21 protein-coding genes and 1 riboswitch are annotated in these 21302 nt (G+C 73.2%); of the genes, 11 read left to right on the top strand and 10 right to left on the bottom strand.

The annotated features are described in order from the left end of the window. The first annotated feature begins 27 nt into the window (after positions 1–27). Together Q0444_RS06715 and Q0444_RS06710 are read left to right on the top strand one after the other, a co-directional pair. Positions 28–1311, top strand: coding sequence for a cytochrome P450 (locus Q0444_RS06715; protein ID WP_291081231.1), 1284 nt, complete (start codon positions 28–30; stop codon positions 1309–1311). A 119-nt stretch (positions 1312–1430) separates the two neighbouring features. Then, complete coding sequence (locus Q0444_RS06710) at positions 1431–2978, top strand: DUF4389 domain-containing protein (protein ID WP_291081233.1); 1548 nt, start codon at positions 1431–1433, stop codon at positions 2976–2978. A 79-nt stretch (positions 2979–3057) separates the two neighbouring features. Here Q0444_RS06710 and Q0444_RS06705 read toward each other — a convergent pair whose 3' ends face one another. After that, complete coding sequence (locus Q0444_RS06705; protein WP_299022360.1) at positions 3058–3819, bottom strand: TetR/AcrR family transcriptional regulator; 762 nt, start codon at positions 3817–3819, stop codon at positions 3058–3060. Between the two features lie 76 nt (positions 3820–3895). On the opposite strand from Q0444_RS06705, the gene Q0444_RS06700 reads away from it, so the two are divergent. The 4 genes from Q0444_RS06700 (at position 3896) to Q0444_RS06685 (ending at position 8195) form a co-directional block, all read left to right on the top strand. Then, positions 3896–4369, top strand: coding sequence for a nuclear transport factor 2 family protein (locus tag Q0444_RS06700; RefSeq protein WP_291081420.1), 474 nt, complete (start codon positions 3896–3898; stop codon positions 4367–4369). A gap of 43 nt (positions 4370–4412) precedes the next feature. Further along, entirely contained in the window at positions 4413–5213 is an 801-nt protein-coding gene (locus Q0444_RS06695) for an SDR family NAD(P)-dependent oxidoreductase (RefSeq protein WP_299022358.1), read from the top strand. A gap of 39 nt (positions 5214–5252) precedes the next feature. After that, complete coding sequence (locus Q0444_RS06690; protein WP_291081416.1) at positions 5253–6734, top strand: amidase; 1482 nt, start codon at positions 5253–5255, stop codon at positions 6732–6734. Positions 6735–6824: 90 nt separating this feature from the next. After that, on the top strand, positions 6825–8195 hold the full coding sequence (locus Q0444_RS06685; protein WP_299022356.1) for an NAD-dependent succinate-semialdehyde dehydrogenase: 1371 nt from the start codon (positions 6825–6827) through the stop codon (positions 8193–8195). A gap of 85 nt (positions 8196–8280) precedes the next feature. Here the strand turns inward: Q0444_RS06685 and Q0444_RS06680 are convergent, their stop codons facing one another. The 3 genes from Q0444_RS06680 to Q0444_RS06670 are packed head-to-tail and all read right to left on the bottom strand — an operon-like array spanning position 8281 to position 11899. After that, positions 8281–9885, bottom strand: coding sequence for an ABC transporter substrate-binding protein (locus tag Q0444_RS06680; protein ID WP_299022354.1), 1605 nt, complete (start codon positions 9883–9885; stop codon positions 8281–8283). After that, positions 9882–10928, bottom strand: coding sequence for an ABC transporter ATP-binding protein (locus Q0444_RS06675; protein WP_291081410.1), 1047 nt, complete (start codon positions 10926–10928; stop codon positions 9882–9884). Before Q0444_RS06675 ends, Q0444_RS06680 begins: the two co-directional genes overlap by 4 nt. Then, entirely contained in the window at positions 10925–11899 is a 975-nt protein-coding gene (locus tag Q0444_RS06670) for an ABC transporter ATP-binding protein (RefSeq protein WP_291081408.1), read from the bottom strand. The genes Q0444_RS06675 and Q0444_RS06670 overlap by 4 nt, the downstream gene beginning before the upstream one ends. Before the next feature lie 259 nt (positions 11900–12158). On the opposite strand from Q0444_RS06670, the gene Q0444_RS06665 reads away from it, so the two are divergent. Genes Q0444_RS06665 through Q0444_RS06655 form a run of 3 tightly spaced genes read left to right on the top strand, consistent with a single transcriptional unit; the run spans position 12159 to position 14914 of the window. Beyond that, the gene (locus tag Q0444_RS06665) at positions 12159–13277 is read left to right on the top strand and encodes an ABC transporter permease (protein WP_299022349.1); all 1119 of its coding nucleotides are present in this window, start codon (positions 12159–12161) and stop codon (positions 13275–13277) included. Next, positions 13270–14190 (top strand): ABC transporter permease, encoded by a 921-nt coding sequence (locus Q0444_RS06660; protein WP_291081404.1) that lies wholly within the window; start codon positions 13270–13272, stop codon positions 14188–14190. The genes Q0444_RS06665 and Q0444_RS06660 overlap by 8 nt, the downstream gene beginning before the upstream one ends. A 19-nt stretch (positions 14191–14209) precedes the next feature. Next, a complete protein-coding gene (locus Q0444_RS06655; protein WP_299022346.1) occupies positions 14210–14914 on the top strand; it encodes a TetR/AcrR family transcriptional regulator in 705 nt (234 codons plus the stop codon). Here Q0444_RS06655 and Q0444_RS06650 read toward each other — a convergent pair. From Q0444_RS06650 to Q0444_RS06635, 4 genes are all read right to left on the bottom strand, one after another. Further along, positions 14881–16092, bottom strand: a complete 1212-nt coding sequence (locus Q0444_RS06650; RefSeq protein ID WP_291081401.1) for an FAD-dependent oxidoreductase — start codon at positions 16090–16092, stop codon at positions 14881–14883. The two genes, Q0444_RS06655 and Q0444_RS06650, sit on opposite strands and share 34 nt — an antisense overlap. A 3-nt stretch (positions 16093–16095) precedes the next feature. Next, a complete protein-coding gene (locus tag Q0444_RS06645; RefSeq protein WP_299022342.1) occupies positions 16096–16359 on the bottom strand; it encodes a hypothetical protein in 264 nt (87 codons plus the stop codon). Positions 16360–16391: 32 nt separating this feature from the next. Further along, positions 16392–17216 carry an aspartate dehydrogenase domain-containing protein gene (locus Q0444_RS06640; protein ID WP_299022339.1) on the bottom strand — a complete coding sequence of 275 codons (825 nt, stop codon included), beginning with the start codon at positions 17214–17216 and terminating at the stop codon, positions 16392–16394. 279 nt (positions 17217–17495) lie between these two features. After that, positions 17496–17795 carry an EthD family reductase gene (locus Q0444_RS06635; RefSeq protein ID WP_291081395.1) on the bottom strand — a complete coding sequence of 100 codons (300 nt, stop codon included), beginning with the start codon at positions 17793–17795 and terminating at the stop codon, positions 17496–17498. 124 nt (positions 17796–17919) lie between these two features. Here Q0444_RS06635 and Q0444_RS06630 point away from each other — a divergent pair, with 124 nt between their 5' ends. Both Q0444_RS06630 and Q0444_RS06625 read left to right on the top strand, forming a co-directional pair. Continuing rightward, on the top strand, positions 17920–18114 hold the full coding sequence (locus Q0444_RS06630) for a hypothetical protein (protein WP_291081393.1): 195 nt from the start codon (positions 17920–17922) through the stop codon (positions 18112–18114). A gap of 70 nt (positions 18115–18184) precedes the next feature. Continuing rightward, positions 18185–18661 carry an SRPBCC family protein gene (locus tag Q0444_RS06625; protein WP_299022334.1) on the top strand — a complete coding sequence of 159 codons (477 nt, stop codon included), beginning with the start codon at positions 18185–18187 and terminating at the stop codon, positions 18659–18661. Positions 18662–18689: 28 nt separating this feature from the next. Here Q0444_RS06625 and Q0444_RS06620 read toward each other — a convergent pair whose 3' ends face one another. Continuing rightward, positions 18690–19172, bottom strand: a complete 483-nt coding sequence (locus Q0444_RS06620; RefSeq protein ID WP_299022330.1) for a hypothetical protein — start codon at positions 19170–19172, stop codon at positions 18690–18692. Next, positions 19169–20794, bottom strand: a complete 1626-nt coding sequence (locus Q0444_RS06615) for a GMC oxidoreductase (RefSeq protein ID WP_299022326.1) — start codon at positions 20792–20794, stop codon at positions 19169–19171. The genes Q0444_RS06620 and Q0444_RS06615 overlap by 4 nt, the downstream gene beginning before the upstream one ends. 396 nt (positions 20795–21190) lie before the next feature. Beyond that, positions 21191–21288: riboswitch (TPP riboswitch) on the top strand. The last annotated feature ends 14 nt before the right edge of the window (positions 21289–21302 follow it).

Here is a 21302-nt window from a genome sequence, read left to right as displayed (position 1 = left end):
AGTTAACAGCACGTGTTAAATGGGGCCATGCAGCCCACCGCACCCGCCGCGTCCACCGCACCCGCCGCGTCCACCGCACCCGGCCCGGCCTTCGACCCGTTCGACCCCGCGCACCTGGCGGACCCGTATCCCGGCTACGCGATCCTGCGCGAGACGGACCCCGTGCACTTCCACCGCGGCGACGGCACGGCCGCCCACCCGGACTTCTGGGCGCTGTCGCGCTACGCCGACGTCGACGCCGCGGTGTGCGCCCCCGACGCGTTCTCCTCCGCCAGCGGCCTGACCTTCTACCGCGACGAGATCGAGAAGCTGGGGCTGGCGCCGACCATCGTCATGATGGATCCGCCCGAGCACTCCGGGAAGCGGCGGCTGCTGGCCAAGGCGTTCTCGCCGAAGCGCGTGGCGGAGACCGAGCCGCTCATCCGCGACTACGTCCGTGGGCGGCTGGCGGAGATGGCCGAGCGGGACCACGACGGCGAGGTGGTCGATCTGCACCGGGACTTCTCGTCCCGGATCCCGACGTTCGTGCTGGCGCACCTGTTCGACCTGCCGGCCCAGGACAGGCCCCGGTTCGGCCCGTGGGTCAGCGCGCTCACCACGCTCCAGGAGGAGGGGTTCCGTCCGGCCGGCCTCGAGGGCGGGGCGGTGGCGGCGGTGGCGGAGATGTTCGGGTACTTCGGCGAGCTGATCGCCGAGCGGCGGGCGGCCCCGGGCGAGGACCTCATCTCGGCGCTGACGCAGGCCGAGATCGGCGGCGAGCAGCTGGACGACTGGGACATCCTCGGCTTCTGCTTTGTGATCGTGGCCGGGGGGAACGACACCACGGGCAACCTCATCTCGCACACGGTGGCGCTGCTCGACGCGAACCCGCGGCAGCGCGGGATGCTCGTGGCCGACCCGGGGCTGATCCCCGGCGCGCTGCAGGAATGCCTGCGCTACGAGTCGAGCGTGCAGGCGCTCGCGCGGACCACGACGCGGGAGGTCACGGTCGGCGGGGTGACGATCCCGGCGGGGGAGAAGGTGATGATGCTCTACGGCTCGGCCAACCGCGACGAGCGCGAGTTCGGGCCGACCGCCGGGGAGTTGGACATCACCCGCGAGATCACCGGGCACCTGGGTTTCTCCCGCGGGCCGCACTTTTGCATCGGCTCGCACTTCGCCCGCCTGCAGGCGCGGATCGCGGTGGAGGAGCTGTACGCGGCGCACCCCGCGGTGGGAGTGGACTCCGGCGCCGCGGTCCGGGCGCTCTCGCCGTTCACCCGCGGATTCGTGTCGCTGCCCGCGACGGGGCTGGGCGCGCGGCCGGCCTGATCCCGGGGTCGGACGAGGGTAGACCGGCAGGGGGGATAAGCCTAGACTCATCGGGCAAGGCCAGGGCGGGGGGCGCCCGGTGCGACGCGTTCCGCATTTCTTCTCGGTGAGGACGCATCATGACAACCACCACGGCTTATCCGACCCCCGATTCCACACCCCCCGGCCCGCCGGCGCGGACCAGTCCGCTGAACTGGGTCATGCTCGTCGCGGGCGTGCTGCTCGCCGCCCTGGGCATCGGGCTCACAGCCGCGGGCATCGCGCTCGCGGTGGCCGAGGCCTCCCAGCGGGACGGGCGCTACGCCTACACCGACACGAGCCGGGCCCAGACCGTCGGCCACGCCATCACGACCTCGCCCATCCGGGTGGACCTGGGTGACACCACGGCGTCGGGCGGGGACTTCCGGCTGGACGACCTGCTCAGCATCCAGCTGCGCGCGACCGCCGTGGTCCCCGGCCAGGACGTCTTCATCGGCATCGCCGACGCCGCCGATGTCCAGGCCTACCTCCGGGACGTCCCGCACGCGGTGTTCGGGGACGACCCCTGGGCCAAGCGGTACGACGTGGGCGATTCGGCGCGGTGGACCAGGGACGCCGACACCGGCGCCTCCCTGGACGAGGTGCCCGGCACCCGGGCCCCCGAGCCCCCCACCGAGCAGGACTTCTGGGTCCAGTCGGCCACGGGGGCGGACCAGCAGACGATCACCGTGGACCTGCGATCCGGCAACTGGGTGCTGGTGGTGATGAACGCCGACGGCTCACGCCCGGTGTGGGTCGACGTGCAGGCGGGCGCCCACACGGACCTCTTCGGCCTCGCGAACCCGGGCGTCCTGATCGCGGGGATCGTGGCGCTGGTCCTGGGGCTGCCGCTGATCCTGCTGGGCGCGGCCGGGCTGGGGCGCGACATCGATCGCGGACCCGGCGCGGGCGGGGGCCCTGCCGTCGGCGTCGGCGCTGCCGCCGACCCCGACCCGCTGCGCCTCTACGGCCACCCGGACCCCGGCGTCTCCCGCGGGCTGTGGCTGGTCAAGTGGTTGCTGGTCATCCCGCACCTTCTCGTGATGGGGCTGCTGTGGTTCGGGCTGGTGGTGGTCACCATCGCCTCGTTCTTCGCGATCCTGTTCACCGGCCGCTACCCGCGGGCGCTGTTCGCGTACACCGTCGGGGTGCTGCGGTGGAACTGGCGGGTGGGCTTCTACGCCTACTCGGCGCTGGGCACCGACCGCTATCCGCCGTTCTCGCTCGCGCCCGCCGACTACCCGGCCGGGCTGGACGTGGCCTATCCCGACCACCTCTCGCGCGGCCTCGTGCTGGTCAAGTGGTGGCTGCTGGCGATCCCGCACCTGATGATCGTGGGGATCCTCACCGGCGGCGGGGCGGCCGCCGGCAACGCCTCCGCCTCCGGCGGCTGGAACATCTCCCTGCTGGGGCTGCTCGTGCTGATCGTCGCGATCGGGCTGCTGTTCACCGGCCGCTACCTGCCCGGGTTGTTCGACCTGATCGTGGGCCTCAACCGCTGGGTGTACCGCGTCGGGTCCTACGTGCTGCTTCTGCGGGACGAGTACCCGCCGTTCCGGCTGGACCAGGGGCCGGACGAGCCCGCCACCGAGCCCACGACCGAGCCCACGACCGAGCCGACGACCCCAGCGTGGTCGCCGGAGCACTGAGTTCGGTCGACGCTGCGCAGGTGCTCCGGCGGATCGACGCGAATCCCGTCGACCAAACTCGGTGGGGCGTCGACCAAACTCACGGGTCGGCGGGGTCGGTGGGGTCGGTGGGGTCGGTGGGGTCGGTGGGGTCGGCGGGGTCGGCGGGGTCGGCGGGCCGCCCCGTCACGACCCGGGCGAGGAGGTCGGCCAGGCGCTCATCGATGCCCTCGCGCCGCTCCTCGGGGATGTCCAGGGCGTCGAGCAGCGCGCCCCGCAGGACCGGCCAGCCGTAGACGGCGGTGAAGACCAGGAGCAGCTCCACGTCCCCGGCCGGCGGGGGGGAGGTCATGCGCCGCAGGGCCGCGGCCGGGCGCTCGGAGGGGTCGACCATCGGCGGGAACGCGGCCTCGCGGTCGAGGGCCAGCCACGCCAGGAGCCTGCTGATCTCCGGGTGGGCGGTGGCGCCGAGCAGCATGCCGCGGACGGCCTCGCCGGCGTCGTCGAGGTTCTCCAGGCGGGTGGCGCCGTAGCGCACGGCCTCCTGCATCACCGTGGTGAGCAGGGCGTCCTTGCGCCCGACGTGCCGGTGGATCAGTCCGAGGTTCACCCCGGCGGCGTCCGCGATGTCGCGCAGGGGCACGCGGGGCCCCCGCTCGGACAGCAGCCGCCGGGCCTCGCGCAGGACCGCGGATCGGACCTCGTCGCGGCCGGTCGGGCGGGGTCGCGGGGGGTCGGCCTCGCGGCCGGTCGGGCGGGCTCGCGGGGGGTCGGCCGCACGGGCGGGCGCGGCGTCGGGCGGGGTCGGGTCGGGGTGGCCGCCCTCGTCGTCGTCGTTCCCGGAGGGGTTCCCGCGTTCCATTCCCAAACTGTACACACTTGACTACGGTCGCAGCAGAGGACGCGGAACCCGCGCACTCCCTGCGAAAGGCCCGACCATGACCACACCCGACCGCCGCGACGACATCGACGCGATCAAGGCCCTCAAGTACCGCTACCTGCGCTGCGTCGACCTGCGGCTGTGGGACGAGCTCGCCGGGACGCTCGCGGAGGACGTCTCCGCCTCGTACGGCAAGCGGCTGTCCTACACCGGCCGGGACCAGGTGGTGGCCGGGCTCCGCGAGCAGATGACCGATGACGTGATCACCGAGCACCAGGCCCACCACCCGGAGATCGAGGTGGACGGCGACACCGCCACCGGCCGCTGGTACCTGCAGGACCGCGTGATCGTCCCGGCCTTCGACACGATGATCTTCGGCAGCGCGTTCTACGAGGACACCTACCGGCGGACCGACGGCCGCTGGGTCATCTCGAGCACCGGCTACAAGCGCACCTACGAGGCGATGGTCGACCTCAAGGACGTGCCCAGCTTCCAGCTCACCGACAACCACCTCGCGCCCGCCGCGGAGTGAGCCCCCCGTACCGCCCGACACCGATCGAGAACCGGAGAACCACATGAGTGAACCCACCCCGCAGACCCCCGGCACCGCGCGCGACGACCGACTGGCCGGCAAGGTCGCGATCGTCACGGGAGGCGGTCAGGGCGTCGGCCGCGGGATCTCCCTGGGGCTGGCCGAGTCGGGCGCCGCGGTGCTGCTGGTCGGGCGCACGCTCCACAAGCTGGAGAGCGTCGCCGAGGAGATCCGCGCCGCCGGCGGCACCGCCGAGTGCCTGGCGGTGGACATCATCACCGACGGCGCTCCCGAGGCGATCATCGCCGCGGCCGTCGAGCGCCTGGGCGGGGTGGACATCCTGGTCAACAACGCCAACATGGCCATGCCGCTCCCGCTGTCGGACTACCCGGACGACGCCTTCCGCACGGCCTTCGAGGGCGGGCCCCGCGTCACTTTCTCCCTGATGAAGCTGGCCCGGCCGGAGTTGGTCAAGCGCGGCGGCGGCACCATTATCAACCTCGTCACCTCCGCCGCGGTGCGCTGGGACGCGGCCAACTACGGCGTCTACTCGGCGGTCAAGGAGGCCATCCGCGCCCTCACCCGCGCGGCCGCGTACGAGTGGGCCGCCGAGGGGACCCGGGCGCTCAACGTGGCGCCGCACGCCCACAGCCCCGGCCTGGACTGGTGGATGGAGAACAACCCGGAGGAGGCCGCCGCGTTTGTCGCCGGCATCCCCGCGGGGCGCGTGGGCGACCCGCTGGTCGACGTCGGCCGCCCCGTCGCCTGGCTCTGCTCGGCCGAGGCCTCGTACCTGTCCGGCGCGACAATCCCCCTGGACGGCGGCCAGTCCCGCTGGGGCTGACCCCACCCGGCGCGCCAGACGAAAGGTTCCCACGACACCGTGACCGGACACCGCGACCTCTCGAGCAGGCACAACCCGGCCGACACGGACCGTCCCGCGGCCGTGGGGCGGCGCGATGCCCTGTCGCTGGCCGCGGACATCCGCGCCGGGGCCACCGACCCCGCCGCGGTCCTCGAGCGGGCGATCGACCGGATCGCGACCCTGAACCCCCGGCTCAACGCCGTGGTGTCGACCCGGTTCGACGCCGCGCGCGCCGAGGTGGAGGCCGGACTGCCCGACGGCCCGCTGCGCGGGGTGCCGATCGTCATCAAGAACCTGGGCACCGACGTGGCCGGGCAGCCCGCCACCGACGGGTCCCGGCTGTTCGCCGACGTCGTGGCGACCGTGGACAGCGCGATCGTCCAGCGCTACAGGGCGGCCGGCATGGTGGTGCTGGGCACGACCAACGTGCCCGAGCTGGGCAAGTCCACCACCACGGAGTCGGTGCTCTACGGGTCGTGCCGCAACCCGTGGAACCCCGACTACTCCACCGGCGGCTCGAGCGGTGGGTCGGCGGCCGCGGTCGCCGCGGGGATGGTGCCGGTCGCGCACGCCACGGACGGCGGCGGATCCATCCGGATCCCGGCCGCCATGTGCGGATTGGTCGGCCTCAAACCCAGCCGTGGCCGGGTGCCCACCTGGCCCCACCCGGCGGCGCTGGCGGCCCCGATCTCGTATCACCACGCGGTGACCACGACCGTGCGCGACAGTGCGGCGCTGCTGGACGCGGTGGCGGGCCACGTGCCCGGCGACGCGTACGGGGCCCCGACCCCCACGCGACCGTTCCTCGACGAGGCCGCGATCGATCCCGGGCGGCTGCGGGTCGGCGTGATGCGCACGGCGCCAGGGCCGTTCCCGACCGACCCGGACTGTTCGGCGGCGGTGGACCGCACCGCCGCGCTGCTGGACGGGCTCGGGCACGAGGTGATCGAGGTCGGGCTGGGCCTCGACGTGATCGAGGCGATGATCGCCCTCGGCGACATCATGGGCGCGCAGCTGCACGCGAAGATCGAGGACCGGCTCGCCCGCCTCGGCCGCGAGCTGCGCGAGGACGACCTGGAGCCGTGGACCCTGAGGATCCTCGACAACTCCCGGAGCCTGACCGCGCCGCGGCTGTCCCGGGCGTTGGAGACCGCGCAGCGCACCGGCTGGCGGGTGGCGGAGCTGTTCGCGGGTGCCGGGATCGACGCGCTGCTGCTGCCGACCGTGCCCGCCACCACCCCGGAGCTGGGATTCCTCGACGTGACGGACCCCGAGTCCATGTGGACCCGGTCGTCGTCGTTCTCGGCCGCCACCAGCCTGTTCAACCTCTCCGGCCAGCCGGCGATCTCCCTGCCGCTGGGCACCGATCGCCGGGGGCTGCCGGTGGGCGTGCAACTGGTCGCCGACTACGCGCGCGAGGACCTGCTGCTCCGGCTGTCCGGGCAGCTCGAGTCGGCGGCGCCCTGGTCGACGGTGGCCCCGGGCTTCGACGGCTGGTGACGGCCGGGCCGCGGTGACGACCGGCTGCGAGGCCCGCTGACCGGGCGTACCGTCGCGGACACGCCACCACACCTCAGGATGTGATCCCGCATGACCACGTACCGGACCCACAACCCGTCCACCGGCCGGACCGTCGCCGAGTACCCAGGCCTGGACGACGGCCACGTCGACGCGGTCCTCGCCCGCGTCACCGACGGCTTCGCGCACTGGCGCGCCACCCCGCCCGCCGAGCGGTCCTCGGTGCTCGCCGCGATCGCCGGCGGGTTCGAGGCCCGCAGCGACGAGCTGGCCGCCGCGATCTCGGAGGAGATGGGCAAGCCCCTTCGCCAGGCGGAGGGGGAGGTGGCGCTGGCCGCCTCGATCTACCGCTGGTACTCGGAGCACGGCCCCGCGCTGCTGCGCCCGGAGACGCTCGACGTGCCCGGTGCCAGGGAGAGCACCGTCAGCGTCGAGGCGGTGGGCCCGCTCGTGGGCGTGATGCCGTGGAACTACCCCTACTACCAGGTCGCCCGGTTTGCCGCGCCCAACCTCATGACCGGCAACACGGTGATCCTCAAGCACGCGTCGATCTGCGCCAGGAGCTCGGCGCTGGTGGAGCTGATCCAGCGCGAGGCCGGACTGCCGGAGGACGCCTACGTCAACGTCTACGCCTCGTCGGGCCAGGTGGCGACGATGATCGCCGATCCCCGCGTCCGCGGGGTCTCGCTCACCGGCAGCGAGGCCGCCGGCGCGGCGGTGGCCGAGGTCGCCGCCAAGAACCTCAAGAAGAGCGTCCTGGAGCTCGGCGGCTCCGACCCGCTCATCATCCTGGACACCGAGGACGTGGACCGGCTGGTCGGCGCCGTCGGTCGGGCCCGGCTGTCCAACGCGGGGCAGGCGTGCAACTCGCCCAAGCGGATGTTCGTCCCCGAGGGGATCTACGACGAGTTCGTCACCGGCCTCACCGACCTGTACTCCACGATCACGGTCGGGCCGGCCGAAGACCCGACCACCGAGATGGGCCCGTTGTCCAGCGAGGAGGCCCGCGACGGCGTGGTCGAGCAGGTCCGCACGGCGGTCGAGCAGGGCGCCAAGCTCCGGGTGGGCGGCGACTCGATCGACCGGCCCGGGGCCTTCATGGAGCCGACCGTCCTCACCGACATCACCCCGGAGATGGACGTCTACCACGAGGAGGTCTTCGGCCCGGTCGCGATGGTCTACCGGTACTCCGACCTCGACGAGGCCCTGCGGATCGCCAACGACACCCGCTTCGGGCTCTCCGGCTCCGTCTGGGGCACCGACCCCGAGGAGGCGGCGCGGGTGGCGGACCGGATCGAGGCCGGGATGGTGTACGTCAACGAGCACGGCACCACCCGGGCCGGGCTGCCCTTCGGCGGGGTCAAGGCGTCCGGCTACGGCCGGGAGCTGGGCCGCTGGGGGATGGGCGAGTTCGTCAACACCAAGCTGCGCCGGGTGAGATGAGAACGGGACGGCCCCGGGCCCCCGCCGGTGAGCGGGGGCCCGGGGCCGTGGTCTGCGGACCAGCGCGCCCGCGGGTTACGCCGGGTCACTTCTCCAGGTAGGCGCCGTCGTAGAGGACGGTCGAGGACAGCGTGGGCGTGAGGCCGTGGACCGAGTCCGCGACGGCCACGTACTGCTCACCGTTGGCCACCACGGCGAACGGCTGGAGCTTGTTGTAGACCTCCTGGAGCCGCGTGAGCGCCTCCTTCTGGGCGTCGACGTCGGGGGCGGCCTTGAACGCCTCGATCGCCGCGGTGAGCTCCGGATCGTTGATCCCGGACAGGTTGGTCGCGCCGGTGGGGAGCATCGCGCTGGCGAAGCCGGAGGCCAGGTCGGCGTCGGAGGTGGACAGCCCGCTGATCACGATCTCGTAATCGCCGGTGAACTGGCGGGCGGCGACCTGCGAGATCGGCGTGTTCTCGATGGTCACGTCGAAGCCGGCCGCGTCGAGGAGCGCCTTGGTCACCACGCCGGCGTCGACGTTCTCGGGTGCGTCGGAGATCAGGAGGGACAGCTTGCCGTCCCAGCCCGGGCGGTCCGCCTTGAGCTGCTGCACGAGCGACTTGGCCTGCTCGATGTCGAAGGCCGGCCCCTCCTGGCCGGCGAACAGACGCGAGGACTCGGCCACGAGGGCGGAGGTGGGCTGCCCGGTGCCGTCGGTGAGGCGCTGGTTCCACAGCTCGCGGTCCAGGGCGGCGCCGACGGCCTGGCGGGCCCGGACGTCGGTGAGGACGCCGTTGTAGCCCGCCTTCCCGGCGTTCATGTTGACGACGGATCCGGAGCTGATGATCTCCTCGAAGCCGCGAACGCCGGCGTCCTTGGCCTCGAGGATGAAGCTCGAGCCGCGCAGGAAGCCGACCTGGACCTCGCCGGTCTGGAACGCGTCGAAGGTGCCCTGGGAGCCGGGGATGCGGATGAAGCGCAGGGTCGGGCAGACCGGTCCGCCGTAGTAGTTCGGGTTGGGCTCCAGCACGACCTCCTGGTCGGGCGTGTACTTGGCGAGTGTGAACGCGCCGGCGCCGATCGGGTTGCTCGCCCACGCCTGCGGATCCGCGGCCTCGTAGGCCTTCTTGGGGATGACCTCACCGACGGTGCCGGCGAACATGGCCGGGAACCCGGCCCACGGGCTGACGAGGGTGATCTCCAGGGTGAGCGGGTCCACCACCCGGGTCTCGGCGACCTGCATGGCGTCGGTCATGGCCACCGACCGGGTGGCCGGGTTCTTGTGCAGACCCAGGGTGAAGGCGACGTCCTCGGCGGTGAGCGGGTCACCGTTGGAGAAGGTCACGCCGTCGCGCAGCTTGAGGGTCCAGACGGAGTTGTCCGCGTTGGCCTTCAGGGACTCGGCGAGCTTGGGCTCGAACACCTCCGCCACCGGGTTCCACACCATCAGCCGGTCGTAGATGGCCGCCGACTGGGCGCCGCCCCGCACGCCGTACTGGCCCTGGCCCGGCGCGAAGGTGGGCAGCATGACGTACTCGCCCACGGTGATCGTCCCGCCGGCCCGGTCCTCGGTGCACCGCTCGGAGGTGTCGGGCATCAGGCCCTCGCCGCCGGCGGCGGAGGTCGAGTCGTCCCCGCCTCCGCCACACGCGGTCAGGGTCAGGGTCGCGGCCGCGAGTACGGCCAGCGCGCTGGTGGTGCGGTTCATCTGTTCTCCTCGAGAGGGTGGTGACACGCGACCTGATGGCCGGGTGCGATGTCGACTAGCTGGGGACGGTCGGTCGTGCAGATCGCGGTGGCCCGGGGGCACCGGGTCCGGAACCTGCAGCCCGACGGGGGGTTCAGGGGGGAGGGCAGCTCCGAGCTCGTGGCGGCGATCGGCGTCTCCCCGAGGGTGTCGGCCAGGGTGCCGCCGAGCGTGGGGGCCGACGAGAGGAGCAGCATCGTGTACGGGTGCGCGGGCGCCCGGTAGAGCGCCGTGGTGTCGGCGACCTCGCACACCGTGCCCAGGTACATCACCGCCACGCGGTCGGCGATGTTGTGCACCACCGACAGGTCGTGGGAGATGAACACCATGGTCAGCCGGTACCGCGCCTTCATGTCCTCGAGCAGGTTGAGGATCTGCGCCTGCACCGAGACGTCGAGCGCGGACACCGGCTCGTCGCACACCAGCACCTCCGGCTCGAGCACCAGGGCCCGGGCCAGGGCGATGCGCTGGCACTGTCCGCCCGAGAACTCCGCCGGTCGCCGGTCGCCGGCGGAGGCGGGGTCCAGGCCCACCGCCTCCATCGCGGCGTCGACCCGGCGCCGCAGCTCGGCCCCGTCGCCCTCGATGCCCTGGATCTCCAGGCCCTCCGCCACGATGTCCCGGACCCTGCGGCGCGGGTTGAGGGAGGAGACGGGGTCCTGGAACACCATCTGGATGGACTTGCGGGCCCGCTTGAGCGCCGCGCCGGACAGGGAACACAGGTCGGTGCCGTCCACCATCACCCGCCCCGAGGTGGGGCGGGGGAGCTGGAGCATCGCCCGGCCGAGGCTGGACTTGCCGCACCCGGACTCGCCCACCAGGGCGAGCGTGGTGCCGCGGGGGACGTCGAGGGAGACGTCGGTGACGGCGTGGACCGTGCCCTTCCGGGTCCGGTACTCCACCGTGACGTTCTCCACGACGAGTCTGGCGTCGGGGGCTCGGCCGGGCCCCGTGCCGGTCGGCTCCGACGGGGACGCGGCGACGTCCGGGGTCGCGCCGGTCATGACGCCTCACCGCCGGGCAGGGGGAGGGCGGGGACGGTGGGGTGGAGGCAGCCGACGCGGTGGACCGGACCGGGGACGGTGCCGGGGTCGGTGTCGGTGGCGCGGTCGGTGTCGGTGGCGCGGTCCAGGTCCGCGAGAGGGGGGTCGACGACGAGGCAGTCCTCGGCCACCCGTGGGCACCTGGGGGCGAAGCGGCATCCCGGCGGCATCGCCCGCAGGTCCGGCGGGCGCCCCTCGATCACGGTGAGCATGGTGTGCGGGGGCAGGTCGGGCCGCGGGATGGAGTCCAGCAGCGCCCCGGTGTACGGGTGCGCGGGCTCGTCGAGCAGGGCGCGCGTGTCGCCCACCTCGAGGAAGCGGCCGGCGTACATGACCCCGATCCGGTCCGTGTGCTGCGAGACCACCGCGAGGTCGTGGCTCACGAGGATCATCGCCATGTCGCCGTCGGCCTGCAGCGCGTGCAGCAGGTCCAGGATCTCGTGCTGCACCGTCACGTCCAGGGCGGTGGTGGGCTCGTCGGCGATCAGCAGCTTGGGCGAGCAGGACAGCGCGATCGCGATGCCGACCCGCTGGCGCATGCCGCCCGAGAGCTGGTGCGGGTACTCGCCCAGGCGGCTGCGGGGCGACGGGATCCGGACCCGCTCGAGCAGTTCGACAGCCCGGTCCGCGGCCGCCCGCCGGTTCAGTCCCAGGTGGTGCCGCAGCGGGTCCGTGATCTGGCGCCCGATGGTCCGGATGGGGTTGAGGGAGGTGAGCGGGTCCTGGAAGACCATGGCGATCTCGCGGCCCCAGAAGCCCTGCGCCTCGCGCTGGGACAGGCTCAGGACGTCCCGGCCGTCGAACCGGACGGACGAGGTGGGATCCACCCGGGCGGTGGTGGGGGCGATCCCCATGATCGACCGCACGAGCATCGACTTGCCGGAACCGGACTCGCCGACGATGCCGATGGTCTCGCCGCGGCGCACGGTCATGTCGACACCGTCGACCGGGGTGATCCGACCGGAGGGCGTGTCGATGTGCGTGCGGAGGTCCCGGACCTCGAGCAGTGCGGCGGCGATGCTGGCCTCCTGGCGGTAGTCATCCGGGCTAAGTCATCTACTTAATCCCTCTTGCTGTGACGAGTATCACGGCATAGTGTGGCCACGTCAAGACTTTTAAGTAACCGCCTCATGCGGTTTCTCACAGTCCGTGTGTTCTCACAGTCCGCGTCCCAGACGGAGGGTCCCCTACGTGCTCAGGTTCATTGGCGAACGCGCACTCCACGCGCTCGTCGTCGTCGTCCTCGCCGCGACCGGCGCCTTCTTCCTCATGGAGGCGGTGCCGGGGGACTCCGCGGCGTCGGCTGTCGGCCCGGGGGCCACCGCCGAGCAGTACCAGTTGGCCCGGGAGGAGATGGGCCTGGACGAGCCCGTGGCCAGCCGGTTCGCCGACTGGGCCGGCGGGCTGGCGTCCGGCGACCTGGGGAACTCGCTCATCCCGCCCAACCAGCCCGTGATCGAGATGATCGGCAACGCGCTGCCCGTGACCATGCAGCTCGCGTTCCTGTCGATCATCCTGTCGCTGGCGATCGCGGTGCCCGTCGCGGTGTGGTCGGCCTACCGGCGCGGCGGCGTGTTCGACCAGGTCGCCTCGCTCGTGGCGTTCGCGTTCATCTCGGTGCCCAGCTTCGTGGCCGGGCTGCTGCTGATCTACCTCTTCGTGTTCAACCACTCGCTGGCGCAGCAGCTGATCCTGGGGGCCGCGGTGGTGATCGGACTGCTCGTGGCCCTGTCCCCGATCGGACGGCGCGGCAACCGAGGTTCGCCCGGGGTGATGTGGGGCCGGGCCCTGCTCAGCGGGCTCGCCGTGGGCGCGGTCCTGGCCCTGGCGGCGCTGTTCCTGCCCGAGTTCCCGCGGCAGGGATACGCGCCGCTGGCCGAGGGGCTGGGGGAGAACCTGCGCAGCATCGCGCTGCCGGCGATCACGCTCGCGCTCATGGAGGTGGCGATCTTCACCCGCGTCCTGCGGACCGACATGATCGCCACCCTGCAGCAGGACTTCGTCCTCTCGGCCCGCGCCAAGGGCATGCCCACCGGCCACGTCCTGGTCGCGGAGGCGCTGCGGCCGTCGACCATCTCCATCATCACGCTCGCCGGGATCAGCCTCGGCCGGCTCATCGGCGGGACCGTGGTGGTCGAGCGCCTGTTCAACCTCCCCGGCATGGGCAGCATGATCGTCGACGCCGTGCAGAACGACAACCTGCCCGTGGTCCTGGGCGGGGTCCTGGTGATCGCCGTCTTCTACGTCCTGGTCAACATGATCGTGGACGTCACCTACGCTCTGATCGACCCGAGGCTCCGCCGTGGCTGACATCGCTCCGACCCGCCCCGCAACCCCGGACTCCGCGGCCGCCCCCGCCGACCCCGCCGCACGGCGCCGACGCCCCCGGCTGCCGCGGCTGGCCGGGCTCGGCACCGCCCTGGCCCTCGCGTGGACGATCCTCATCGTGCTGGGCGCGCTCGTCGTGGACTTCCTGCCGCTCGGCGAGGCCCGCGACCCGTCCCTCTCGCTGACGACAGCGTCGACCCTCCCGCCCGACCTCTTCTCGGCCCACCCCCTCGGCACCGACGGACAGGGCCTGGACATCCTGGGCGGACTGCTCTACGGGGCGCGGGTCTCGCTGGTGGTGGGCATCGGCGGGGTGCTGGTCGGCGCGCTGATCGGCGGCGCGCTCGGGCTGGTGGCCGGGTACCGGGGCGGCTGGACCGACCGGGTCGTCTCGATCCTCACCGACACCCTGCTGGCGTTCCCCTCGCTCATCCTGCTCATCGCGATCGTCACCGTGCTCGACCCGACGCTCCCCAACGTCACGCTGGCGCTGGGGATCATGGTGGTGCCGTCCTACACGCGGCTCGTGCGGGCCAACGCGATGGGCTTCGCGGGCCGGGAGTTCGTCACCGCGGCCCGCTCGCTCGGGGCCGGGGAGCTGCGGATCATGCTCCGCGAGGTCACCCCGAACATCGTCCAGCCGGTCTTCTCCTACAGCTTCATGCTCATCGCCGTGCTCATCGTGGCGGAGGCCTCGCTGAGCTACCTGGGGCTGAGCATTCCGAGGCCGGAACCGACATGGGGCAACATGATCAGTGCCGGGCAGTCCAACTTCCAGCGGGACCCGCAGCTCGTCGGGATCCCGGCGTTCGTGCTGTTCCTGACCGTGCTCAGCCTCAACCAGTTGGGCGAGGCGGCGGGCCGGAAGTGGAGCCCCGGCACGGCCAAGATCTGACGCGGACGAGGAGGACCGGGTGGACACGACGAACGCGGGAGCACGGGACGCGACGGCGTCCGGTGGGACGGCGTCCGGCGAGAGCAGGGACCCCAAGTCCGCGATGATCGAGATCGCCGAGCGGCTGATCGGCGAGCGGGGCCTGGACGCGGTGTCGATGCGCGACGTCGCGACGGCCGCCGGGCAGCGCAACAACTCGGCCGTCCAGTACCACTTCGGCAGCCGGGACGGGCTCATCCTGCAGGTGCTGCGCCGCCGGCTGGTGCAGCTCGACGCGGACCGCAGGGAGCGGCTGGTGAGGATCGACGAGGAGGGCCTGGGCGCCGATCTGGCCACGCTCGTGTGGGTGCTCTTCGAGCCGATCGTCGACCTCCTCCGCTCCCAGCCCGACGCCAGGCACTACGCGCGCTTCCTGCAGCGGGTGGGGCCGGTCATGGCTCCCGGGATCCCGGAGGCCAAGCTGCGGACCGCCATGGACGACGTGGTGGTGCGCCTGATCGACGTGCTCTCACACCTCCCGCGGCGGGTCGCCTTTGAGCGCATCGACCTGGCCACCCAGATGTTCACCGGGGCGCTGGCCGTGTACGAGGACCGCCGGGACGCCGGCAACGCCGTGGTCAACGCGGATTTCGAGCAGGTGGTGGCGCACCTGTACGTCATGATCGAGGCCGCGCTGCGCGGGCCGGCGGATCAGACCCGCCCGCGCAGCAGCCTGCGGAAGTAGACCACCGGGAGCACGTACCGGTCGAACGCGTAGGTCGCGCGCCGCGGCACGGTCAGGTCGAGCCCGCGGACCGTCGGGGCGGGCAGCCCGTCCCGGTCGTGCTCGGCCAGCATCAGCCGGTCACGGCTCACCGCGATCGGGATGACCGTGTAGCCGTCGTATGGTGCGGACGCTCCCCCCGCGCGCAGGTCGTCGGCCACCACCCCGACCTGCGCGCGCAGGGCGCCGCCCGACGGGCGGGTGCCCACGGTCGCCGCGTCGCCCAGGCCCCACACCGAGTCGGCGCGGGTGTGGCGCAGGGTCCCGGGGTCCACCCCGACGAGCCCGGCGTGGCCCCCGTCGGACAATCCGGACTCGGCCACGAACCGCGGCGCGCGGCTCGGCGGGGGGACGTAGGCCAGGTCCACGTGGGCGATCGCCGCGGTGCCCGGGCCGTCCAGCCGGACGGTGCGGGCGCGGTGATCCACCGCGGAGACCCGGGACCGCTCGTGGACCGTGATGCCGTACTCGTCGACGAACGGCCGCAGCCGGGAGTCCGCCGGTTCCAGGCCGAGCAGCCCGCGGAACGGGGTCACCAGGTGCACGTCGATGCGGTCGAGCACCCCCGCCCGTCGCCACGAATCGCACGCCAGGAACGCCGCCTTGAGCACGGTGCCGCCGCACGACGCGGGCTCGGGCGGGATCGAGAACACCACGGTCCCCTCGCGCTCGCGGACCAGCGCGGCGCACGCGCGACCGGCGTATTCGGGGACGTGCGCCGAGACCGCCCAGCCGTCCCGGTAGGCCTCGTCCAGGCCGGGGATCGCGTCCCAGCGCGGCACGAGGCCGGGGCACAGCACCAGGGAGCGGTAGCCGACGGTGTCGGAGCCGCCGGGCCCGCCGGTGCCGCGCGGGTCGATCGTGACGGTCCGGGCGCCGGGGTCCACCGCCGTCGCCGCGTACGGGAGGTACTCGACCCCGTCGGGGACGACGCTGTGCATCGACCGCTCGTACCGGCCCATCCGCGCCGCGCCGGCCGCGGCGTAGTTGAGCATCGGCCGGTAGCGGTGGACCGGGCTCGGGTCGATCAGCGCGATGCCCTCCAGGCCGTCCCGGCGCAGGCGCGCCGCCAGGGAGACGCCGGCGTTGCCGCCGCCGACGATCACGGTGTCGAACGCGGTGTCGAACGCGGTGGACACCGTTCAGCCGATCTCGACGAGGTAGCCCACGAGTCCGGCCACGAGGAGGAGGACGACGACGATGGCGACGATCCACACCACGGGGCCCGTGCTGGAGTTCTTCCGGGTCGGGCTCTGACGCTCGGTCGGGCTGAGCGTGCGCGGCCCGCTGTCGGACTGCATGGAGGTCGAGTCGGAGTCGGGGGTCTGCGGGCCGATCGGCGAGCCGCCGCCGTCGAGGTCCGGGCTGCCGGCGGGGTCGGGATCGGACGGTCGTGCGTGCGTCATGGGACACCTCTCGGGTCGTCGGGGTCCACACGCTAGGCCCCGGCGGTGCGACCTTCCACCGGTCCGGCCGCGCCCACGACCACCACGCCGGGGCCGACCCCCGCGCTCATCGCGGCCAGGACCCCGGCCACCGACCACGCGGTGATCGCCGACGTCCGGCCGCCGGAATCGGGGTCGAGGGAGTTCTCGAAGCGCAGGTGGTAGCTGCCGACCGGGGACCGCCACTCCACCACGTGGCGGGTGCGCCGCACCTCGGGATCGGCCACCACGACCACCTCGGTGCGGTCCAGCCCGAGGGTCGCCAGGGCCAGCGCGACCGACGCGTTGGAGGTGAGGGGAAAGTCGAGCGCCGCCTCGCGCGCGGAGCCCCGGAAGACCTCGCGGGGACCCTCGAGCGGACCGTCGACGCCGAGGGCCGACGGGCTCTTGGTGGTGACGTGGCGGAGGGTGGCGCCGTCGGTCCCGGCCCGGGCCGCCGCCGCGAGGACGTCCAGCCCGCCCACGGCGCCGGCGGGGACCAGGACGCGGCCGGTGCCGGTCCCCACGAGGTCGCCCGGGTCGCGGTATCGGGCGAACACGCCGCACGAGCAGACGATCACGTCCGTGCCCGCCCCGGTGACGCGCGGGATGAGCTCCTCGGCGGCGGCGACCCCGGCGGCCTCGACCACCACGTCGGCGGCGGCGATGGCCGCGCCGACCTCCGCGGGCGTGCTGCTCGAGCGCAGCACCGCGCTCAGCCGCGCGCGGGGGACGTCGCCGCGGCGGAGGGCCTGCGCCACCGCGCCGCCGATCGCGCCTGCGCCGAACACGGCGACCGCCAGGGGGCTGGCTCGGGAGGGGGACGGTGGCGGGGGCATGGTGGGCTCACCGTACCCACGGCCGCGGGCCGCAGGCCGTCGTTGGGCCGACCCGGTTCGCGGCCCCCGGCTCTCGCCCCCGGTTGCGCCCCCGGTTGCGCCCCCCGCTCGAGCCCCCGGGTTGCGCTGGCTCTCGGTACGGAAAACCCCGGCTTGGGCTGCGCGAATGGACCATTCTGCCAGCGCAAGCCGGGTTTCCGCGCATGGCGGGGTTTCAGCGCAAGCCGGGGTTTCCGCGCATGGCGGGGTTTCCGCGCGAGCCGGGGGCGGGTCGGGCGACTACTCGGTGGAGCCCACGAGCATCTTGGGAGTGACGCCGAGGTTCGCGACGTCCGCCGCCAGGGCCTGGCCCTCGTCGGTGGACATGGCCGCTCCCATCGCATCGGCGTCGGCGAAGGACAGCTGGGCCATCAGGTGGTACTCCGCGGCGGAGCCGTCGGGGCCGGGCAGGAAACGCGTGACCCTGACGTCGTCGAGACCCGGCACCGCACGGGCCAGGGGGATGTGCGTCTCCGAGTAGTAGGCGTCGAACTTCTCGACGTCATCGGGGGTTCCGTAGAGGACGGTGAGCGTGATCAAGGTGGGTCCTTTCGAGGGGAGCCCGGTCGGGTCGACCGGACGGTGTCGCAGTCGCGATGGTGCCGCACATCGCCGTCTGGGGTGGCGGGTCCGGCCATTGCGCTCGAGGACTACCGTCGGACGCATGAGGTCACACGCGGCGGGACCGCTGGTCGGAATGGGGCTCATCTACGGGGCCGGCGTCGGCACCGTCCTCGGCCTCGCCCTCGCCGGCCCCCCGGGCCTGGCCACCTGGGTGGTCATGGGTGCGGGGGTCGGGGTGGTCATCGGGAGCGTCGCCGAGTTGTGGCGGGACGTGGAACGGCGATCGGCGCACTGACGGCCCCGCGGCACCGTCATACTCGACCCGTACACCGCCTTGCACGACCGTCGAGAGGACACCTCCACCCATGACCGCAGTGACCACCGTCGATCGCGGACCCGGCGTCGTCGCCCGCCGCGTGACCGTCAACGCCCCGGCCGAGGAGCTGTTCGCGCTCGTCAACGACCCCCGCAAGCACGGGCTCCTCGACGGGTCCGGAACGGTCCGCGACACCGTCAAGGGGCCGACCGCCCTCTCGAAGGGGGCCAAGTTCACCACCGGGATGCGCATGTACGGGGTCCCGTACCGCATCACCTCCACGGTGACCGAGCACGTGGACACCCCCGAGCTCAAGGTCGTGGAATGGGCGCACCCGGCGGGCCACCGCTGGCGCTGGGAGTTCACCCCGATCACCGCCGACACGACCGAGGTGACCGAGGTCTTCGACAACCGCCCGTCCAAGCTCGGGAAGGTCTTCGAGCTCGTCGGGGTGGCGGATCAGAACGCCGCCGGGATCACCAGGACGCTGTCCGGATTGGCCGCCAGGTACGAGCCCGCGACCTAGCCGCGCCTCAGCCCGCCTTAGCCGCGACCTAGCCGCGCGTGAGCAGCAGCGGGGCCGCGGCGATTCGCGACCACCGGCCGCCGACGAAGGTCAACCCCAGCAGCCGCCGGTCGTCGAGGGCGCGGAACTCGTCCCGCACCCAGCGCCACGGCACCGGCCCGTCGGAGCCGTAGGAGCAGACGATCACCTGCCCGCCGTCGAGCCACGAGGGCTCCAGCGACACCCGCATCGGCAGCGCCTCGCGGGAGGCGCCGTGGCCGTCGTCGAGCAGGTTGACCGCGGTGCCGTCGGCGCCGAAGCGCTTGCCCTGCCAGCCCGGCATGCCGCCGAGCGCGATCGCCCGCGGCGCCGCGACCCTCAGCGCGGCCGGGCCGACGAAGGAGATGCGGTAGTCGCCGGGCGCGGGCGGGGTCGCGGCCGGCGTCGCCCGGGTGAACAGTGCCCGCAGCGCGCTGAGTGAGGTGGGGAGGGGCCCGGTCGGGGTGGGCCCGGCGGGGGAGGGCTCTGTCATGGGGTTCCGATCGTCGTGGTGGGCGTGGGTGAGGACGCGGCGGCGCGGCGGGCGCGGTAGCGGGCGGCAAACCGTTCGGCCATCGCCGTGATGGTCAGGCTCGGGTTGACGCCGACGTTGGCCGGGATGGCCGAGCCGTCCACCACGTACAGGCCGGGATGGCCGAAGACCTGGTGGTCGGTGTCGATCACGCCCTGCGAGCCGTCCGCGCCGATGGCCGCGCCGCCCAGCACGTGCGCGGTGATGGACTTGCCGCCCACCGTCTCCAGCAGCAGGTTGAGCGGCCGCCCGCCCACCGACTCGGCGAACCGCCGCGCGACCTCGTTGGCCTGCGGCAGGTAGCTCGGGGCCTGCGCGCCCGCGGCGGCCTGCGAGCGCAGCACCCGCCGCCACGGGCGCACCGGCGAGCGGTCGAAGACCAGGCGGATCTCGTTCTCCACGTTCTGCATCACCGTGAAGACGCTCAGGCGCTCGATGAAGTTGCGGGCGGTCATCAGGCGCACCTGCTGCCACGGCGCCCGCGCGAGGCGGGCCAGCGCGGCCCGTCGGCGCGCGGCGGGGTCCTCGCCGTCGACGAGGGGGCCCAGCTGGAACCGCATGTGCCACCCGCCGACGTACCGGTTCTGCGTGACGTGCGTGGCGGGGTCCGGGTAGAACTCGCTGGAGATGGTGGGGCCGCGGGTGAGGTCGGCGGCGGGGTCGTGGGCCAGGACCGCGGTGATGGCCTCCGAGTTGGTGCGCACGCCCTCGCCGAGCCGCCGCGAGACGCGGGGGAGCAGGCCGAGGTCGCGGGAGCGGAACAGCAGCTCCACCGTGCCCAGGACGCCCGCGGCCAGCACCACCTCGGCGGCGCGGATGGTCTGGCCGCCGCCGGTCCGGACCTCGTAGCCGCCGCCCGGGAGCTCGGCGATCGTGTCCACGCGCGTCTCGGGGCGCACCTCGACCCCGCGCTTCTCCGCCAGCCACAGGTAGTTGAGGTCCAGGGCGTTCTTGCTGCCGTAGGGGCAGCCGATGAGGCACGCCCCGCAGAGGCGGCACCCGGTGCGGTCGGGCCCCTCGCCGTCGAAGAACGGGTCCGGCACGGTGACCCCCTCCTCGCCGGGTGCGCCGAACCAGATGGCCATCGGCGTCGGACCGTACGTCTGGCCGGCGCCCATCGCGTGCGCGGTGGCCTCAAGGTGGCGGTCCATCTCGCCGACGAAGCGGGTGGTCTCGCGGCCGAGCATGCGCGCGGCGGTGCGGTAGTGCTCGGCGAGTTCGGCGCGCCAACCGGCGGGCGTCGCGGGCCAGGCGGGGTCGGTGAAGAACTCGTCCTTGGGCTCCAGCAGCACCCCGGCCCAGACGATGCTGCCGCCGCCCACGCCCGCGCCGCCGATGATGCCCACGTGCCTGAGCACCCGCTGCCAGAAGAAGCCCCTGAGCCCGAGTTCGGGCATCCACAGGTATTTGCGTGGGTCGGTGCGGGCCGCCAGGAGGTCGTCCGGGGAGTGACGACGCCCCTGCTCCAGCACCAGGACCCGGCGCCCCTGCTCGGCCAGCCGGAGTGCGGACACCGCGCCGCCGAACCCGCTGCCGATCACGAGGACGTCGGGATCGCTCGCCGACTGGGGGCTGGTGGTCATGGACGAAGCTTAGGACGCGCGCGGCCGGGCGACCCGGGAGGCCCCGCGCCCCGCCGTCCGCCGCGCTTGCTCGAGGATCGGCGCATTCTGCTCGAGGTTCCCGCGAACTTGCTCGAGGATCGGCGCATTCTGCTCGAGGATCCCGCGCACTTGCTCGAGGCGAGCGCACGGGGCACGCCGGCGGCGCGTACCTGAGTACGAGCAACCGGGCCGGATGCTCGATCAAATGCGGCGACTTCTCGAGCAACCGCGCGGAGGGGTCCTCGCGGGGGCTGAGTGGCCCGCTGCGGGGTCCGATCCGCCGCCCTGCCCGAGGCCCGGGTCGAGCCCGACGGGGACGCAGCGGGCCGATGGGAGCGCCGCCGCCGAATCGCGCCGCCCGGGTGATCTACACTGGCCCGCGACACGGGGTGCCGCCCATCCGGGGGGCTGAGAACACACCCGTAGAACCTGAACTGGGTAGTTCCAGCGGAGGAATGTCGATGCGGCGCCGACGAGCGCCGGGCCC

The sequence above is a fragment of the uncultured Dietzia sp. genome (genome assembly GCF_937873725.1).
Classification (GTDB): domain Bacteria; phylum Actinomycetota; class Actinomycetes; order Mycobacteriales; family Mycobacteriaceae; genus Dietzia.
Note: the sequence above shows the minus strand (reverse complement) of the source record. Positions and strands in the feature narration are given on the sequence as shown.

Coding starts and splice junctions, on each gene's coding strand:
- Q0444_RS06685 (WP_299022356.1), top strand. CDS start 6,825: ATGACCACGTACCGGACCCACAACCCGTCCACCGGCCGGACCGTCGCC.
- Q0444_RS06670 (WP_291081408.1), bottom strand. CDS start 11,899: ATGACCGTGCGCCGCGGCGAGACCATCGGCATCGTCGGCGAGTCCGGT.
- Q0444_RS06675 (WP_291081410.1), bottom strand. CDS start 10,928: ATGACCGGCGCGACCCCGGACGTCGCCGCGTCCCCGTCGGAGCCGACC.
- Q0444_RS06645 (WP_299022342.1), bottom strand. CDS start 16,359: ATGACGCACGCACGACCGTCCGATCCCGACCCCGCCGGCAGCCCGGAC.
- Q0444_RS06680 (WP_299022354.1), bottom strand. CDS start 9,885: ATGAACCGCACCACCAGCGCGCTGGCCGTACTCGCGGCCGCGACCCTG.
- Q0444_RS06705 (WP_299022360.1), bottom strand. CDS start 3,819: ATGGAACGCGGGAACCCCTCCGGGAACGACGACGACGAGGGCGGCCAC.
- Q0444_RS06695 (WP_299022358.1), top strand. CDS start 4,413: ATGAGTGAACCCACCCCGCAGACCCCCGGCACCGCGCGCGACGACCGA.
- Q0444_RS06640 (WP_299022339.1), bottom strand. CDS start 17,216: ATGCCCCCGCCACCGTCCCCCTCCCGAGCCAGCCCCCTGGCGGTCGCC.
- Q0444_RS06625 (WP_299022334.1), top strand. CDS start 18,185: ATGACCGCAGTGACCACCGTCGATCGCGGACCCGGCGTCGTCGCCCGC.
- Q0444_RS06700 (WP_291081420.1), top strand. CDS start 3,896: ATGACCACACCCGACCGCCGCGACGACATCGACGCGATCAAGGCCCTC.
- Q0444_RS06615 (WP_299022326.1), bottom strand. CDS start 20,794: ATGACCACCAGCCCCCAGTCGGCGAGCGATCCCGACGTCCTCGTGATC.
- Q0444_RS06710 (WP_291081233.1), top strand. CDS start 1,431: ATGACAACCACCACGGCTTATCCGACCCCCGATTCCACACCCCCCGGC.
- Q0444_RS06715 (WP_291081231.1), top strand. CDS start 28: ATGCAGCCCACCGCACCCGCCGCGTCCACCGCACCCGCCGCGTCCACC.
- Q0444_RS06620 (WP_299022330.1), bottom strand. CDS start 19,172: ATGACAGAGCCCTCCCCCGCCGGGCCCACCCCGACCGGGCCCCTCCCC.
- Q0444_RS06630 (WP_291081393.1), top strand. CDS start 17,920: ATGAGGTCACACGCGGCGGGACCGCTGGTCGGAATGGGGCTCATCTAC.